18 protein-coding genes are annotated in these 15,082 nt (G+C 46.9%); 15 read left to right on the top strand and 3 right to left on the bottom strand.

All coding sequences use genetic code 11. The annotated features are described in order from the left end of the window. Positions 1–119: 119 nt before the first annotated feature. From ITJ88_RS05525 to ITJ88_RS05500, 6 genes are all read left to right on the top strand, one after another. On the top strand, positions 120–380 hold the full coding sequence (locus ITJ88_RS05525) for an RNA polymerase sigma factor (RefSeq protein ID WP_058704024.1): 261 nt from the start codon (positions 120–122) through the stop codon (positions 378–380). Between the two features lie 243 nt (positions 381–623). After that, positions 624–824 carry a cold-shock protein gene (locus ITJ88_RS05520; RefSeq protein WP_023468529.1) on the top strand — a complete coding sequence of 67 codons (201 nt, stop codon included), beginning with the start codon at positions 624–626 and terminating at the stop codon, positions 822–824. An 83-nt stretch (positions 825–907) separates the two neighbouring features. Continuing rightward, positions 908–1,273, top strand: coding sequence for a nuclear transport factor 2 family protein (locus ITJ88_RS05515; RefSeq protein ID WP_195864871.1), 366 nt, complete (start codon positions 908–910; stop codon positions 1,271–1,273). Positions 1,274–1,397: 124 nt separating this feature from the next. Further along, entirely contained in the window at positions 1,398–2,462 is a 1,065-nt protein-coding gene (gene serC / locus ITJ88_RS05510; RefSeq protein WP_195864870.1) for a 3-phosphoserine/phosphohydroxythreonine transaminase, read from the top strand. After that, positions 2,463–3,620, top strand: a complete 1,158-nt coding sequence (locus ITJ88_RS05505) for a phosphoglycerate dehydrogenase (protein ID WP_195864869.1) — start codon at positions 2,463–2,465, stop codon at positions 3,618–3,620. Between the two features lie 14 nt (positions 3,621–3,634). After that, positions 3,635–4,837 (top strand): DUF1015 domain-containing protein, encoded by a 1,203-nt coding sequence (locus ITJ88_RS05500; protein ID WP_195864868.1) that lies wholly within the window; start codon positions 3,635–3,637, stop codon positions 4,835–4,837. Between the two features lie 50 nt (positions 4,838–4,887). On the opposite strand, the gene ITJ88_RS05495 is transcribed toward ITJ88_RS05500, so the two are convergent. Next, positions 4,888–6,660 (bottom strand): glycoside hydrolase family 13 protein, encoded by a 1,773-nt coding sequence (locus ITJ88_RS05495; protein WP_195864867.1) that lies wholly within the window; start codon positions 6,658–6,660, stop codon positions 4,888–4,890. A 194-nt stretch (positions 6,661–6,854) separates the two neighbouring features. On the opposite strand from ITJ88_RS05495, the gene ITJ88_RS05490 reads away from it, so the two are divergent. Together ITJ88_RS05490 and ITJ88_RS05485 are read left to right on the top strand one after the other, a co-directional pair. Next, positions 6,855–7,568, top strand: a complete 714-nt coding sequence (locus ITJ88_RS05490; RefSeq protein WP_023468535.1) for a YebC/PmpR family DNA-binding transcriptional regulator — start codon at positions 6,855–6,857, stop codon at positions 7,566–7,568. Between the two features lie 243 nt (positions 7,569–7,811). Beyond that, on the top strand, positions 7,812–8,105 hold the full coding sequence (locus ITJ88_RS05485; RefSeq protein ID WP_023468536.1) for a hypothetical protein: 294 nt from the start codon (positions 7,812–7,814) through the stop codon (positions 8,103–8,105). Positions 8,106–8,145: 40 nt separating this feature from the next. Here the strand turns inward: ITJ88_RS05485 and ITJ88_RS05480 are convergent, their stop codons facing one another. Then, on the bottom strand, positions 8,146–8,397 hold the full coding sequence (locus ITJ88_RS05480) for a hypothetical protein (protein WP_029341919.1): 252 nt from the start codon (positions 8,395–8,397) through the stop codon (positions 8,146–8,148). A 357-nt stretch (positions 8,398–8,754) separates the two neighbouring features. Here ITJ88_RS05480 and ITJ88_RS05475 point away from each other — a divergent pair, with 357 nt between their 5' ends. The 7 genes from ITJ88_RS05475 to mnhG are packed head-to-tail and all read left to right on the top strand — an operon-like array spanning position 8,755 to position 14,542. Then, positions 8,755–11,160: a Na+/H+ antiporter subunit A gene (locus ITJ88_RS05475; protein WP_195864866.1), complete on the top strand. Its 2,406-nt coding sequence runs from the start codon at positions 8,755–8,757 to the stop codon at positions 11,158–11,160. Next, entirely contained in the window at positions 11,157–11,597 is a 441-nt protein-coding gene (locus ITJ88_RS05470; protein ID WP_023468539.1) for a Na(+)/H(+) antiporter subunit B, read from the top strand. Before ITJ88_RS05475 ends, ITJ88_RS05470 begins: the two co-directional genes overlap by 4 nt. Position 11,598: 1 nt before the next feature. After that, positions 11,599–11,940 (top strand): Na(+)/H(+) antiporter subunit C, encoded by a 342-nt coding sequence (locus tag ITJ88_RS05465; protein ID WP_023468540.1) that lies wholly within the window; start codon positions 11,599–11,601, stop codon positions 11,938–11,940. Next, entirely contained in the window at positions 11,933–13,420 is a 1,488-nt protein-coding gene (locus ITJ88_RS05460) for a Na+/H+ antiporter subunit D (RefSeq protein WP_195864865.1), read from the top strand. The genes ITJ88_RS05465 and ITJ88_RS05460 overlap by 8 nt, the downstream gene beginning before the upstream one ends. Before the next feature lie 3 nt (positions 13,421–13,423). Next, positions 13,424–13,900 (top strand): Na+/H+ antiporter subunit E, encoded by a 477-nt coding sequence (locus tag ITJ88_RS05455; RefSeq protein WP_195864864.1) that lies wholly within the window; start codon positions 13,424–13,426, stop codon positions 13,898–13,900. A 47-nt stretch (positions 13,901–13,947) separates the two neighbouring features. Next, positions 13,948–14,184, top strand: coding sequence for a Na(+)/H(+) antiporter subunit F1 (locus ITJ88_RS05450; protein ID WP_369792030.1), 237 nt, complete (start codon positions 13,948–13,950; stop codon positions 14,182–14,184). Then, complete coding sequence (mnhG, locus tag ITJ88_RS05445; protein ID WP_047395592.1) at positions 14,168–14,542, top strand: monovalent cation/H(+) antiporter subunit G; 375 nt, start codon at positions 14,168–14,170, stop codon at positions 14,540–14,542. Before ITJ88_RS05450 ends, mnhG begins: the two co-directional genes overlap by 17 nt. 53 nt (positions 14,543–14,595) lie before the next feature. Here mnhG and ITJ88_RS05440 read toward each other — a convergent pair whose 3' ends face one another. After that, positions 14,596–15,039 carry an Rrf2 family transcriptional regulator gene (locus tag ITJ88_RS05440; RefSeq protein ID WP_195864863.1) on the bottom strand — a complete coding sequence of 148 codons (444 nt, stop codon included), beginning with the start codon at positions 15,037–15,039 and terminating at the stop codon, positions 14,596–14,598. Positions 15,040–15,082: the final 43 nt, after the last annotated feature.

The raw sequence follows: 15,082 nt of genomic DNA, 5'->3' as shown, positions 1-15,082 counted from the left end.
ATCTTTAGTTCAAGAAGTTTGCGTGTTTCATAATTCATATAGCGGGAATCTACATAATAGTTTCATTACATTACAGTGACAGCATACTATAGAGAAAACTGTCGAAGAAGGAGTGACCTATGTATTCAGACACTGATTTGCTTAATCAAATCAAACAACGCGATTCTGTCGCGTTAGAACGATTATACGATCGTTACGAAAAAACACTCTTTCTTCTATTCCGTCGCACACAAGTGGAAGATGCACTCATTCATTCCGCAATGACGCAACTATTCCGAACTGTTTGGGAACAACCGACACGTTATCCGAACTTTCAAGGATTCATTTTGCATACATTACGACAACTCAGTAGTAAAAGAGAACATATTCCGACTCGTTGAAAGAATCAGTTATACTCTTTCGACATGAGCAGAATGAACCCTTTAATTGTATGCTTTATTCAGAGAAGAACAGCTTCGTTTGTTCTTTTTTTGTTTTGTCCTTTCTTTTTCGATACGGGCATGCTATATTATTAAGTAATTATTGTTGTTCGGTGGAGATACGAAGTGTTTCACTTTATATTCGATGAAATTGATCACGGTAGTAATAATCAGTGTGCCAGTCACACGCAGGAGGCAATACACATGGAACAAGGTAAAGTAAAATGGTTTAACGCAGAAAAAGGATTCGGCTTCATCGAGCGCGAAAGCGGAGACGACGTATTCGTACACTTCTCAGCAATCCAATCTGAAGGTTTCAAATCACTTGACGAAGGTCAAGAGGTTTCTTTCGAAGTTGAAGAAGGTCAACGCGGACCACAAGCAACTAACGTTGTAAAACTTTAATTTCCTTTAGACCCTGCTCACGCAGGGTCTTTTTTGTGTTTATATATGCTACACTAGCGATTCAGAAAGAAAGGAGATGTAACATGACACTTGAACAAACCATGCAACACCTTCAAGAAGCTATGCTTAAAGGCGACCTAACACAAGTTTCACCTCTATTATCCCCCGAATTTACGTTCATCGATGCGTTAGGGCGGTCATTTGATGCCGAGACCTACCTCGATCATTACGTGGATCCTGCAAACATCCACTGGTTATCCCGGACCGATGATTTTTCATACATTGATCATTTCGAAGATACGGCAATCCAGTATAGTTTGACAGAAGACCGATTTGAATACGGGACAACTCAATATGTTGGTCGTTTCCGGGTCGTATCCATCTATCGTGCTACGTCCGAAGGTTGGAAATGGCACTTTGGTCAACTGACATCTCTTGATCCGTCGTGACGGATTCAAGGGATGTTTTTGTTTTCATGTTCTATTCATCGTCAGTTGGAATTGCTTCTCATTTTTCATTCCGTTACACTTGAGTGGTACATATTTTCTGAAAATTCAAGAAGGAGTGTTCCTCATGACGGTTTATAACTTCTCTGCCGGTCCTGCAGTCCTTCCTGCCCCGGTCTTATTGAAGGCTCAATCTGAACTACTCGATTATGAAAATTCAGGACAATCCGTTCTTGAAATGAGTCATCGTTCGCCGATTTTTGAATCGATTCGGGATGCGGCTGAACAATCCTTACGGAGACTAATGTCGATTCCCGATTCGTACTCCGTATTGTTTCTTCAAGGGGGAGCTACCCTTCAGTTCACGATGTTACCGCAAAATCTAGCGACGAAGACCGGACGAATTGATTTCATCGATACTGGCGGCTGGTCAACGAAGGCGATTGCAGATGCCAAACGGTATGCCTCGGTCCAAGTGCTCGCCTCTTCCGCTGATCACGGGTATCGCTTCATCCCGGAAGGTCCGTTCACGTCAACAGCAGACTATCTGCATATCACTTGGAACAATACCCTCGAAGGGACGACGTATCAGACACCGCCTCTCGTCGATGCGCCACTCGTCGCAGATGTCTCTTCTTCGATTTTGTCTGAACCATTGCCAATCGAGTCATTCGATGTGTTGTATGCTGGTGCTCAAAAAAACCTTGGCGTCGCTGGTTTGACGGTCGTCATCGTGAAGAACGCGTTGCTAGATCGTGTTCCTGACACGATCGGCGCCTACTTACGGTATGACATCCATGCCAAACAGCGGTCTCTGTACAACACGCCGCCGACATTCAGTCTTTATATGACGAAATTAGTGCTCGAATGGATTGAAGAGACCGGACTCGAGACGATCGCGGCACGAAACGTCTCACAAGCACACATGTTATATGAAGCAATCGATCAATCCAATCTATTTCATAACCATGTAGCCGTCAAGGATCGAAGCCGGATGAACATTCCGTTCTCGACCGGAAGTGAGTCGGAGGATGCTGCGTTCTTGAACTTTGCTGCGCGTCACGATCTGATCAACCTTGCCGGTCACCGCTCGATTGGTGGAATGCGCGCGAGTCTTTACAATGCGATGCCGACCGAAGGAGTTACGGCACTGATTCACATCATGCACCGTTTTGAACAGGGGGAACGTTAAATGTATCAAATTCAACTATGGAATGATTTATCGGACAAAGGATTAAAACGATTCACAGATGACTATCACGTTCAGCGAGAAACGGAACAACCAGACGCTTTTCTCGTCCGCAGCAAGGATTTACATGACATGCGCTTTCCAGATAGTCTTAAAGCCGTCGCCCGAGCCGGCGTCGGTGTCAATACGATTCCACTTGATCAACTCGCAAACCGCGGGATTCCCGTCTTTTCGACGCCAGGTGCCAATGCGAATGCCGTCAAGGAACTTGTCATCGGTAGTTTATTCCTGACGGCGCGAAAGCTCGTGCCGAGTCTGCTTTGGACGAACAACTTACGCGGACCGGATATTCCGGAGCGAATCGAAGCGAACAAAAAACAATTTGTCGGAACCGAGTTACTCGGGAAACGAATCGGGATCGTCGGACTTGGGGCGATCGGGGCAAACTTAGCCAACACTCTCCACGAGCTTGGCATGACCGTCACAGGCTATGATCCACACATGTCCGTCGAGTCCGCTTGGCGCGTTTCGAATCAGATTCAGCGTGCGACACAGCTTGAGGATCTTCTCGCGACAAGTGACTATATCACGTTGCACCTGCCGCTCGTTGACGCAACGACGAGTTTACTCGATGCGTCTCTCCTCTCGAAGATGAAACACGGCGCGACCCTGCTCAACTTCTCGCGTGGCGAACTCGTCGATGAACAAGCGTTAGCCGACGTACTCCGGTCCGGTCGACTGGCGAACTATGTGACGGATTTCCCGAACGCCTTCATCTTGTCCCTCCCCCGAGTCATTGCCTTACCACATATCGGGGCATCGACGAGTGAAGCGGAGGAAAACTGTGCCATCATGGCGGTCGATCAACTGCGTCTGTTCCTTGAGACAGGAAACATCCGCAATGCTGTCAATTTTCCAGCCGTCGAGTTACCGTTCACTGGAAAACGACGGATTACGATTGCGCACCATAACATTCCGAACATGGTCGGTCAAATCGCTTCGGTGTTAGCACAAGAGTCGATCAATATCGCGAATATGATCAATGGTAGTAAAGATGCGATTGCCTATACGATCATCGATATCGATAACCATGCGGACGAAATGATCTCGCTCGACCGACTGAATCAGATTCCTGGCGTCTTGAAAACACGTCTACTTTAAAAGGAGTGAACCCCATGCCAACTTTTGAACCTTTTGCGGCGTTACGACCGGACTCAAAATACGCGGCAGAATTTGCCGCCTTACCGTATGATGTTTATTCTCGCGAAGAAGCACGTTCTGAGATTCGACGTCATCCGCTGTCTTTTTTGCGGATCGATAAAGCAGAAGCCACCCTTCCGTCATTGATCGCTGAAGATGATCCACGCGTTTATCAGCAAGCGGCGCTCGCCTTCGAAGAGAGTCAAACAAACGACATCTTACAGCTCGACACGGACGAGACGTATTATATCTATCAATTGTCAGACGGGACACATACACAATCCGGTTTCGTCGGATGTGTTGCCGTCAGTGATTACGAGACGAATCAAATTCGTAAACACGAATTCACACGTCCGGATAAAGAGCGCGACCGTGTCCGACACGTCGAACAGTTGCAAGCACATACGGGACCGATTTTACTGGCGCATCAGACGGATGCACAACTCGAAGCAATCGTCACGACGGTCACTGCTGGCGATCCTCTATATGATTTCACCGTCGATGGAGTGACGCATCGAATTTTTAAAATCACTGATCGTAATCATTTGTTGACGATCGGGAGCCAGTTCGCCCGTCACGACGCTCTCTATATCGCTGATGGTCACCATCGCGCTGCAGCAGCAGCCATCGCTGCCAGTCGGACGGACCAGGAGGAAGCCCAACGTTTTCTTGGCGTCTCTTTCCCGCAGAATCAATTACGGATTCTCGGATACCATCGCGTCGTTGAAGATTTGTACGGTCAATCGGTCGTTGACTTCCTCGAACGATTAGCCCATCGCTTTACGATTACAAAAGGACGTGCCGAACAAACGAAGCCTCACCAAATCGAGATGTATCTCAATCGACAATGGTATACCCTTTCGTACGATTCTGAACGAATCGGGACGAAAGCGAATCTCGACGTCTCGATTTTACAAGAAGAGTTGTTGACACCTTTACTCGGTATCGAAGATCCAAGGACGGACGCACGAATCCAGTTCGTCGGTGGTCATAAGGGGTATGCCGGTCTTGAGCAGATCGTGGACTCTGGGCATGCCGCTGTCGCCTTCCACTTGCATCCGACTTCGATCGAAGATTTAATGGCTGTGGCTGATGCCGGAGAGGTAATGCCGCCGAAATCGACTTGGTTCGAACCGAAACTTCGGAGCGGTTTACTGATCCATCCGTTTGATTCGTAATGCACACCAAAAAAGCAAGTCGCGGATGCGATATCCACGACTTGCTTTTCTTATAGGTGTCGCAAAAGAAGAGCCGACACAGGTTCTACTTGAATAGTTCCCGACAACGTCGTTGTATCCAACAGACTTTCATACGTTCCTTCAAGCGAAAGAGATTGTGCCTCTTCACTGACGTTGACGACGAGCAAGTAAACCTGTTCGCCCTGACGTCGCTCGACAATAAATGTCTGTTTGGTATCATCGATCCTTTGGAAATGATACGTTCCGGCATTTGCTAAAACCGGATGCTGTTTTCGAAGGGCGATCAACTGCGCAACGTGATCGAACAACTCACGGTTCTGTTTCGTCTCGTCCCACTCCATACACGCACGGTTGGCCGGGTCTTGCCCACCCATCATTCCAATCTCATCACCATAATAGATGACGGGTGTACCCGGAAACGTCAACAGTGTGGTGAAAAGTAACTTCATCCGATCAATGTTTCCTTTCGCACGTGTTAATGCACGCGGCGTATCATGCGAGTCAATCAAATTGAACATCACTTCGTTGACATTTTGAGAATGCCAGTTTAAATTTCGGCTGACTGCATGTGAGAAATCACGAACGCTCGTCTCGCCCGTCGCAAAACAAGTCAAAAAGCTCTCTGTCAAACCGTAATTCATGACGGCATCAAATTGATCGCCGAGGAGCCACGGTTGCGAATCCGTCCAGCATTCACCGACGATATAACATGTTCCGTTCGCAGCCCGGACTTCCTTGCGAAACTCACGCCAAAATGCATGATCGACTTCACTTGCGACATCCAAACGCCAGCCGTCGATTCCGAATTCCTCGACCCAATAACGTCCGACGTGAAGCAAATAGTCTTTGACGTCCGGATGAGCAGTATTCAATTTCGGCATGTTCCGTTCAAACGCAAACACTTCATAGTTCGGAATCGATGGATCGACCGGGAAGGAACCAATCGTAAACCAATTGGCGTATTTTGAATCCTGCCCCTTTTCTAAGACATCCTGAAAGGCGGGGTGCTCTTCACTAATATGGTTGAAGACGGCATCGAGTAATACGCGGATACCGTTCTCATGTAGCACATCGATCATCTTGCGGAACGTTTTCTCGTCACCAAATGCAGGATCAAGCTTCAAATAGTCAAGGGTATCGTATTTATGATTCGATGGTGCCTTAAAGACTGGGCAGAAGTAGACACCCGTGACACCGAGACGTTGTAAATGATCGACGTGATCAATGACGCCTTGAAAATCTCCACCGAAGAAATTTTGAAAAGCCGGTGCTTCACTTCCCCACTCCTTCGTGCCTGCTGGATCATTCGACGGGTCACCATTCGCGAATCGTTCCGGGAAAATTTGATACCAGACCGTATCCTTCACCCACTCCGGTGTATCAAAGACATCCGTCGCATGAACATATGGCACAGAAAAATAATAGCCCGGATGATCGAGTGGCGCTTCGTCATACCAGCCACGCTCGGTTAAAACGGCTGTCGTATCGCCATGAACCTCGAACCCATATCGCAACCGCTTCCGTTCTGGGCGGACTGCAACGAACCAATAGTCATACGTCGCATCACTTCCATTGTGTTGCATCGGTGTCCGCTCTACTTTCCATGATTTTTCTTTCTCCGGATCAAAATTCCAATCTCGGTCTTCTTCTTTTTCCGCTTCCCATTCATACGGATCACCATGTATCAATTCAACTTTTTCAATATCGCCTTTAGCCGTCATAAGTCGGACATGGACCGTCTCTTGATCGTAAGCATAAACGAATGGTGATAATGCGCGATGAACTACCCCAGCCTGGTTCAAATTCTGCCACTCTCCCTTAAATTGATATTTCTCTATCGGTAAAGTTCCTTTCTTCCACCTCGCTTAAACGTATTTAATAGAAATTCAACGGTTCCACCGACATTTTAGTTCAGTCTGTCAGGTAGTTTAAGGTATACTGATAACGCATAGGAAATCACGGATTTCTGACATTACGGAAAGAGAGTGGATACGAAATGGGTCGTAAATGGAATAACATCAAGGAAAAAAAAGCATCAAAAGACAAAAATACGAGTCGGATTTACGCAAAGTTTGGTCGTGAGATTTATGTAGCGGCTAAACAAGGTGAACCCGATCCAGAATCAAACCAAGCATTAAAGGTCGTTCTCGAACGAGCGAAAACATACAACGTGCCACGTGCCATCGTTGATCGGGCGATTGAAAAAGCAAAAGGTGGAGCGGAAGAAAACTACGACGTCTTGCGTTATGAAGGATTCGGTCCAAGCGGTTCAATGGTCATCGTCGAAACGTTGACGAACAATGTTAACCGGACGGCTTCTGACGTTCGTGCTGCATTCGGAAAAAATGGCGGAAACATGGGCGTGAGCGGATCCGTCGCTTATATGTTCGATGCGACGGCAATCTTTGCCTTTGAAGGTAAAACTGCGGATGACGTTCTTGAATTGATGATGGAAGCGGATATTGATGTCCGTGATATCCTCGAAGAAGACGAATCTGTCATCATCTACGCAGAGCCAGAACAATTCCATGCTGTACAAGAAGCGTTGAAAGCTGCAGGCATTACTGAGTTCTCACTTGCCGAACTCGTCATGCTCGCCCAAAACGAAGTCGCGTTGTCTGAAGACGACGTCGCCCAATTCGAAAAAATGATCGATGCACTAGAAGATCTTGAGGATGTGCAACAGGTCTACCATAACGTAGAACTATAATCAAAAAGACAAGGGGATGGTCACGACCATCCCCTTGTCTTTTTGATTATAGTTTCTGTATCGGTTAACGCCCGGAATCGGTCACGCACCGTCTATATGTATCATAAAGTATGAAACGCGTTTCATAACAAGAACAAAAAAGATTCATTTTGTATGTTTATTTCTTGTATTTAATGGGAATAGTAATATTCGGAGTTGATTATAACTTATATTGCTTTGAAGAAATAAAAGGAGGAACGAACGATGACATATTCTTTAATTGAAACATTCAAACACATCGTAAGCGAGGCAACTAGCTTTAAGCGCGTTGATTTCGGAGGTTACGATATTTATATGCAGACAACAGATGGACGAACGATTACGGCACACATCCGCTATGATGGTGGTGGTACGGACTTCAATGAAGCTTATTTAATGCTTGAATCGAGTACCGGTCAACGTCGCACAGCGACCTTAACGCTTTATCAATTCGAACATCTCTCTTCTTATACTGCACACAGTGAACGGACACGTGCCCTAGTCACAACAAGTGCTTAATGACCATAAAACACGCCTCTCATTCGAGAGACGTGCTTTTTTAATTTTCTTCTCGCTCGAGGCGTTCGAGTTCTGCGTGTGTTTGTGGGAATCCATTCGCTTGCCAATCTGCCCGATGAATGGAATCCAGTTGTGTCAGTCCGACTTCAGCCGGATCGCGTTTCGCGTCGACACTTGGACGATGGTCAATATCATCTGAAGTCGATTTTCGTTGTTGGTATTGTTGATAGGCGATTGTCGCAATCGCCGCTAGACCACCTAAAATGACACCTGTCTTGAATGTTGCTCGCATGAAAGTTCCCCCTCTATGGTCGTTAGTTGTGCTCTAGATAGATTTACCCGTGTTCCTTGAGTTTGAATCATTCTCCTCATGGATCCACGTGTTTTTTGAAAAAAATCAAAAAAAATTTCAGCCTATTTCTGCCGTGTTCCTACATATTTAATAATCAAGAGAGCAAATGGTTCTATCCCTTATGCTTCAACGCTTCACGTCATGCAAGAATGAAAAAAGTACGCTATACTTGATTCAGAAACATCTTCGACGAACAAAATGAATCGTGTCTTCTACTGGACAGTTCCGAGCTTCAACAGCTTGCGTTCGCGTCCCTTTTTCATTTTTGGTCGTCGATGTCACAAAGGAGGGAATTTCGTGTCCGTGATGCACGGGGCTATTTTACTGCCCATATTGATCAGTCTTTTCATTCCGCTTCTAGCGAAACGCCTTCCGAACATTCATACCGGTTGGTTTGTACTTGTCGTACCTGTACTGCTCGTTTCGTATTTCAGCCGCTTTCTCCCCGATACGATGTCAGGTGAGACCTTTACGGCACGCATGCCGTGGATACCATCGCTCGGTATCGATTTCGTCACGTATCTTGACGGACTCGGCTTATTGTTCGCACTATTGATCACAGGAATCGGCTCACTCGTCGTTCTTTATTCGATTTTTTATTTAGATGCGAAAAAAGAATCTCTCGGAACATTTTATGTCTATCTGTTGATGTTCATGACCGCCATGCTTGGGGTCGTGCTGTCAGATAACATGATCGTCCTCTATCTGTTCTGGGAATTAACGTCGATTTCGTCATTCTTATTGATTGCCTACTGGTACGAGCGGGAACGTTCTCGTTACGGCGCTCAAAAATCGATGTTGATCACCGTCTTCGGTGGACTAGCGATGCTTGGGGGAATTGCGATTCTCTCTACACTCAGTGGATCGTTAAGTATTCGTGAGACGTATGCGTCACTTGAGTCGATTCAAGGTGAACCTTTCTTTACGGTTGCCCTTGTTTTATTCTTGCTAGCTGCCTTTACGAAATCGGCTCAATTTCCGTTCCACATCTGGTTACCGGATGCGATGGAAGCACCGACTCCTGTCAGTGCCTACTTGCACTCGGCAACGATGGTCAAGGCAGGATTGTATCTCGTCGCTCGTTTCAGTCCGATTTTTGCGGATGAGTCGCTTTGGTTTTATCTCGTCTCATCTGTCGGAATATTCACCTTATTCTGGGGTTCACTCAATGCGGTGAAACAACATGATTTGAAAGGAATCCTTGCTTACTCGACGATTTCTCAGCTTGGATTAATCATGTCTTTACTTGGACTCGGAGCTGCCGCCTTACACGTCGACGCGTTAGATGATGGATTATATACGATCGCGACAGTTGCTGCGATTTTTCACCTGATCAACCACGCGACGTTTAAAGGCAGTCTTTTCATGATGGCGGGAATCGTCGATCACGAAACCGGTACTCGCGATATTCGGAAGCTCGGTGGTCTTGCGCAACTCATGCCGGTTTCGATGACGATTGCGATGATCGGGACCCTTTCGATGGCGGGGATTCCACCGTTCAATGGATTCTTAAGTAAAGAGATGTTCTTGACAGGTGTTCTTCAAGTTTCAGGATCTGACTTGTTCCACTTACCGTCTTACGGTTGGATCATTCCTGTACTCGCCGTCGTCGGAAGTATCTTTACGTTCGTCTACAGCATCCTGATCGTCCGCAGAACGTTCTTCGGTAAGCGTCAAGACGATAAGTTGCCGAAAACACCACACGAGGCACCGATTGGCATGTTGATTCCACCTCTCGTCCTCGTCTCGCTCGTCGTCATCATCGGACTCTTCCCGAATCTATTATCGGATACGTTGATTCGACCGGCAGTCGAAGCGATCTTACCGCAAGTCGTTGATGCCGGTGGCAAGATTGATGTGCACATTACGATGTGGCATGGATTCAAACCAGAATTTTTCCTGACCTTACTCATCTTTACAGTCGGGTTCATCTTGTACAAGACACTGCCACGCTGGCAATCGCTCTATAACCGGATGCCTCGTGCCGTCTCCTTGAATCATCAATATGACGCTTTGTTACGCCGTGGTGAACAGACATCGACACGGATCCATGATACGGTCATGACCGGCTACATGCGGTCGTATCTCGTCTACATCTTCGGATTCATCGTCATCTTGATCTTGACGGCACTATACGGGTTTGATGCCTTCCGCTTCGCAGTTGATCCAATCAGCTCAATTCATGCGTACGAGATCATCCTTGCACTCGTTCTCGTTTCGAGTGCACTCTCGATCACCTTTGCGCGTTCACGACTGACATCGATCATCTTGCTTGGTGTGACGGGGTATACAGTTGCTTTGTTCTTTGTCTTATTCCGAGCGCCAGACCTTGCTTTAACGCAACTCGTCATCGAGACCGTATCGGTCGCGTTGTTCCTGCTCGTTTTCTATCGTTTACCGGAAATCAGCCGGAAAGAAGAACGCATTCCATTCAAGCTCGGCAATGCCTTGATTTCGGCACTCGTCGGATTGACGGTGACACTCGTCGCCCTTGCTTCTCTCAGCCAACGATCGTTTACTTCGATCGCCAAGTATTACATCGATAATGTCGCTGATCTTGCCGCTGGCGGCAATATGGTCAACGTCATTCTCGTCGACTTCCGTGGCTTCGATACGTTGTTTGAGATTGCCGTTCTCGCACTTGCCGGAATCGGAATTTACACGATGATTAAATTCAGACGAACAGGAGGGATGGATAAATGAAAAAGCAGACAAAAAAGCATACGAATGACGTCATCTTAGAGTCCGCGACTTCCTTTATCACGTTCATCATCTTCCTGTTTGCTGTCTACTTGTTCTTTGCTGGACACTATACGCCAGGTGGCGGTTTCATTGGTGGTCTTGTGACGGCGTCTGCTCTTGTCTTGATTTTACTTGCTTACGACATCAAGACGTTGCGCCGGATTTTGCCATTCGACTATAAATGGATCACGGCTCTTGGTATGTTGATTGCCGTACTGACGGCTTCGGGAGCGCTTGTCTTTAACGTCCCGTTCTTCACACATGCACATGACTATTTCAACCTACCGTTATTCGGTAAGACATCACTTCACACAGCGATGTTGTTTGATCTTGGTGTTTATCTTGTCGTCGTCGGTGTGACGATGACGATTATTCAAACGATTGGGGAGAGTGATTAATATGGAAATCATCATGGCGATCGCCGCAGGCATCCTGACGATGTGTGCCATTTATCTCATTCTTTCGAAAAGTATTCTTCGCATTATCATCGGAACAGGGTTGCTTAGCCACGCCGCCCATCTGCTTGTCATGACAATGGGTGGACTAAAACGAGGTGCGGCTCCGGTTTTAAAGGACGGCGTGACTTCCTATACGGATCCACTGCCGCAAGCACTCGTCTTGACCGCCATCGTCATCAGCTTTGGTGTCACTGCCTTCTTCTTGGTACTCGCTTATCGTGCCTATCAAGAACTCGGAACCGATAATATCGAAGAAATGAAAGGAACCGATTCGAATGATTAACTTACCGCTTCTACCAATCATCATCCCGTTGTTGACGGGTGTCATCTTGATGTTTTTCCCGCGACACCTAAAAGGACAACGGATCGTTTCCCTCTTTTCGACGATTTTGACTGTCTGTGCTTCCATCTATCTCGTGCTGTCTGTCCGGTCAAACGGCATCTTAACAGTCACACTCGGTAGTTGGCCAGCACCTTTTGGTATCACGCTTGTCTCTGACATGCTATCCGCTTTACTCGTCACGACGACGAGCATTCTTGTTCTTTGTATCATCTGGTATGCCATTGTCTACTTGAGCGTTTCTTATCAACGGTACTACTATTTCATTGCCGTTCAATTCCTGCTCGTTGGTGTCAATGGTGCCTTTACGACAGGTGATATCTTTAACATGTTCGTCTTCTTCGAAGTTTTCCTGATTTCGTCTTATGTCTTGATTGTTCTCGGCGGGAAACCGGCACAGTTACGAGAATCGCTGAAGTATCTTTTGATTAACGTCATCTCGTCCGCGTTATTCGTCATGACGGTTGCCTTCTTGTACGGTATCATCGGATCGCTCAGCATGGCGGATATCAGTCAAAAGATTTCAGAAGTCGGACAACCGGCAATCCTCAACGTCATCGCCTTGTTATTCCTGATCGTCTTTGGATTAAAGGGTGCGATCTTCCCGCTCTACTTCTGGTTACCTGGTTCTTATCAAGTACCACCGACGCCTGTTCTTGCTCTGTTCGGTGCCTTGTTGACGAAGGTCGGGGTCTACGGGATTTTACGGACGTATAGTTTGTTCTTCTCAAATGAGATTGGAACGATTCATCAAATCTTGAGTATCCTTGCGCTCAGTACGATCGTCATCGGGGTGATTGGTGCGCTTGCGACACGGGATGCGAAGCAAATCATCATCTACAACATCATCGTCGCAGTCGGAGTCATCTTGTACGGGGTTTCCCTCATGACACCGCAAGCGCTAGAAGGTGCGATTTTCTACCTTCTTCATGATATGTTGATTAAAGCCGCTTTATTCCTACTCGTAGGAATCATGGTCGGAATTGCCGGCTCGAGTAAGCTGAAAGACATGGGCGGGATGATCAAAGCCTATCCTGTATTAGGTTGGACGTTCTTCATCGCGGCGTTATCACTTGCCGGGATTCCACCGCTCAGCGGATTCATCGGGAAATTCCTGATTGTTCGTGGTGGTATTGAAGCCGGTGAGTTGATTGGACCAATCATCGTTCTACTATCGAGTCTGCTCGTCTTGTATTCGGTCGTTCAATTGTTCATGCGTGCCTTTTGGGGAACACCGAAGACCTACTCTGGTGATAAACAAGCGCTTGTTCCAAAGCTGCTAGTTCCTACGATTGCCTTAGTTGCGCTCAGCGTTCTCTATGGAGTAGGTGCTGAGGCGATGCGTCCACTGATTCAACAAACCGTCGAACCGTTGACGAATCCAACGCTCTATATCGATGCCGTACTAAAAGGAGGTCGTTAATTCATGGCATTTCAAGTCTTGCTCAACTTATTTCTTGCATTCTTGTGGATGTTTCTCTCAAACAATTTCTCGGCCTCCGGTTTCGTCATTGGTTACGCGCTAGGGCTGATTGCGATGTTCGCTTTCCGTCGCGGCTTCAAAGGTCGTTTTTATCTCGGACCTGTCATCGCACTCGTCCTATTATTCTTCCGCTTTCTCTACGAGCTGGTCGTCGCAAACATCGATGTCTTGAAAATCATCTTAAAGCCGAAGTTAGATATTCAGCCCGGTATCTTCGCCTATGAGACCGAACTCGATCAACCGTGGCAAATCACGTTGCTGTCGATGCTGATCACATTGACGCCGGGAACGCTTGTCGTTGATATCTCGGATGATAATAAGACACTCTACATTCATGCACTCCACATGCCAGAGGTCGATGAAGCAGTCGCTTCGATTCGTGATAGTTTTGAGAAAGCCATTCTGGAGGTGAGTCGGTGATGTTCGATATTTTAATCTACATCGCACTCGGGGGTGTCTTTCTCTCGATGCTTGGTCTATTTTACCGGGTCATCAAAGGACCAAGTGTGGCGGATCGTGTCATCGCTCTTGATTCAATTGGTATCAGCTTGATTTCAATCGTTGGTCTTGTCTCGATCATCTTACGGACGAGCGACTATCTCGAAGTCATCCTGTTGATTGGTATACTCGCCTTCATCGGTACGGTTGCCTTTTCAAAATATATCGAGAAAGGAGAGATCATCGAACGTGATCGCAATCAATGAATTGATCGTCGCGGTCTTCGCCTTGCTCGGTATGGGATTTAGTCTCGTCACCGCGCTTGGTCTGATCCGCTTACCGGATGTCTATACGCGTGCTCACGCTGCATCTAAAAGCGCGACATTAGGTGTCATGTCGATTTTAATCGGCGTCATCATCTATTTCGTCACTGAAGATGGATTCTTCTCCTCTCGTGTCGTTCTCGGCATCCTGTTCGTGCTCATCACAGCGCCGATTGGAGGACATCTGATCGCCCGTGCTGCATATTACAGCAATGTGCCGTTATGGAAATCATCTGTTCGTGACGACTTGTCTCAGAACAAAGAACATGTGGAACCAAAGAAACGCCAAGATGATGTATAAGTATCGCTATGACAAAACCCTCGTTTCCGTGAATGGAAGCGAGGGTTTTTTGATTAAGAACGCTGTAAAGGTGAGGCAGCAAACAAGAGTGCCAACTCATCACGATTATCCAGCAATTCTTCTAATGTATGTTGTTCCAGTTCCCGAATAAAAGCTCGAAGCGCTCGTCCGAGCACACCTTTTAGACGGCATCCAGGTTCGATGACACAATGCCCGTTACTTCCAAAACATTCGACGATATCCATCGGTTCCATCTCCCGAACGACTTTCCCGATGTTGATGTCTTTTGGATCACGAATCAAACGGAGTCCGCCTGACCGGCCTCTTGTTGATTCGACATAGCCAAGTTTCGCTAATTGTTGTGTCACCTTCATTAAATGGTTGGATGAGATGCCATAATGCTTGGCAATCTGCGGCATTGGTGTGATGATATCCCGGTGCACCCCGAGATACATCAACACACGTAGTCCATAATCCGTATACTGTGTAATTCTCACGATCCTCACTCCATTCATTCCCAAAACTGCACTGTTATCGTAC

The organism is Exiguobacterium abrahamii (assembly GCF_015645365.1).
Classification (GTDB): domain Bacteria; phylum Bacillota; class Bacilli; order Exiguobacteriales; family Exiguobacteriaceae; genus Exiguobacterium_A; species Exiguobacterium_A abrahamii.
The sequence above is the reverse complement of the archived record's forward strand: the minus strand, read 5'-3'. Positions and strand labels throughout refer to the sequence as shown.

Bases quoted from the DNA above. Each gene is read 5' to 3' on its own strand.
- ITJ88_RS05525 (WP_058704024.1), top strand. From the start codon at position 120: ATGTATTCAGACACTGATTTGCTTAATCAAATCAAACAACGCGATTCT.
- ITJ88_RS05520 (WP_023468529.1), top strand. From the start codon at position 624: ATGGAACAAGGTAAAGTAAAATGGTTTAACGCAGAAAAAGGATTCGGC.
- ITJ88_RS05515 (WP_195864871.1), top strand. From the start codon at position 908: ATGACACTTGAACAAACCATGCAACACCTTCAAGAAGCTATGCTTAAA.
- serC (WP_195864870.1), top strand. From the start codon at position 1,398: ATGACGGTTTATAACTTCTCTGCCGGTCCTGCAGTCCTTCCTGCCCCG.
- ITJ88_RS05505 (WP_195864869.1), top strand. From the start codon at position 2,463: ATGTATCAAATTCAACTATGGAATGATTTATCGGACAAAGGATTAAAA.
- ITJ88_RS05500 (WP_195864868.1), top strand. From the start codon at position 3,635: ATGCCAACTTTTGAACCTTTTGCGGCGTTACGACCGGACTCAAAATAC.
- ITJ88_RS05490 (WP_023468535.1), top strand. From the start codon at position 6,855: ATGGGTCGTAAATGGAATAACATCAAGGAAAAAAAAGCATCAAAAGAC.
- ITJ88_RS05485 (WP_023468536.1), top strand. From the start codon at position 7,812: ATGACATATTCTTTAATTGAAACATTCAAACACATCGTAAGCGAGGCA.
- ITJ88_RS05480 (WP_029341919.1), bottom strand. From the start codon at position 8,397: ATGCGAGCAACATTCAAGACAGGTGTCATTTTAGGTGGTCTAGCGGCG.
- ITJ88_RS05470 (WP_023468539.1), top strand. From the start codon at position 11,157: ATGAAAAAGCAGACAAAAAAGCATACGAATGACGTCATCTTAGAGTCC.
- ITJ88_RS05465 (WP_023468540.1), top strand. From the start codon at position 11,599: ATGGAAATCATCATGGCGATCGCCGCAGGCATCCTGACGATGTGTGCC.
- ITJ88_RS05460 (WP_195864865.1), top strand. From the start codon at position 11,933: ATGATTAACTTACCGCTTCTACCAATCATCATCCCGTTGTTGACGGGT.
- ITJ88_RS05455 (WP_195864864.1), top strand. From the start codon at position 13,424: ATGGCATTTCAAGTCTTGCTCAACTTATTTCTTGCATTCTTGTGGATG.
- ITJ88_RS05450 (WP_369792030.1), top strand. From the start codon at position 13,948: ATGCTTGGTCTATTTTACCGGGTCATCAAAGGACCAAGTGTGGCGGAT.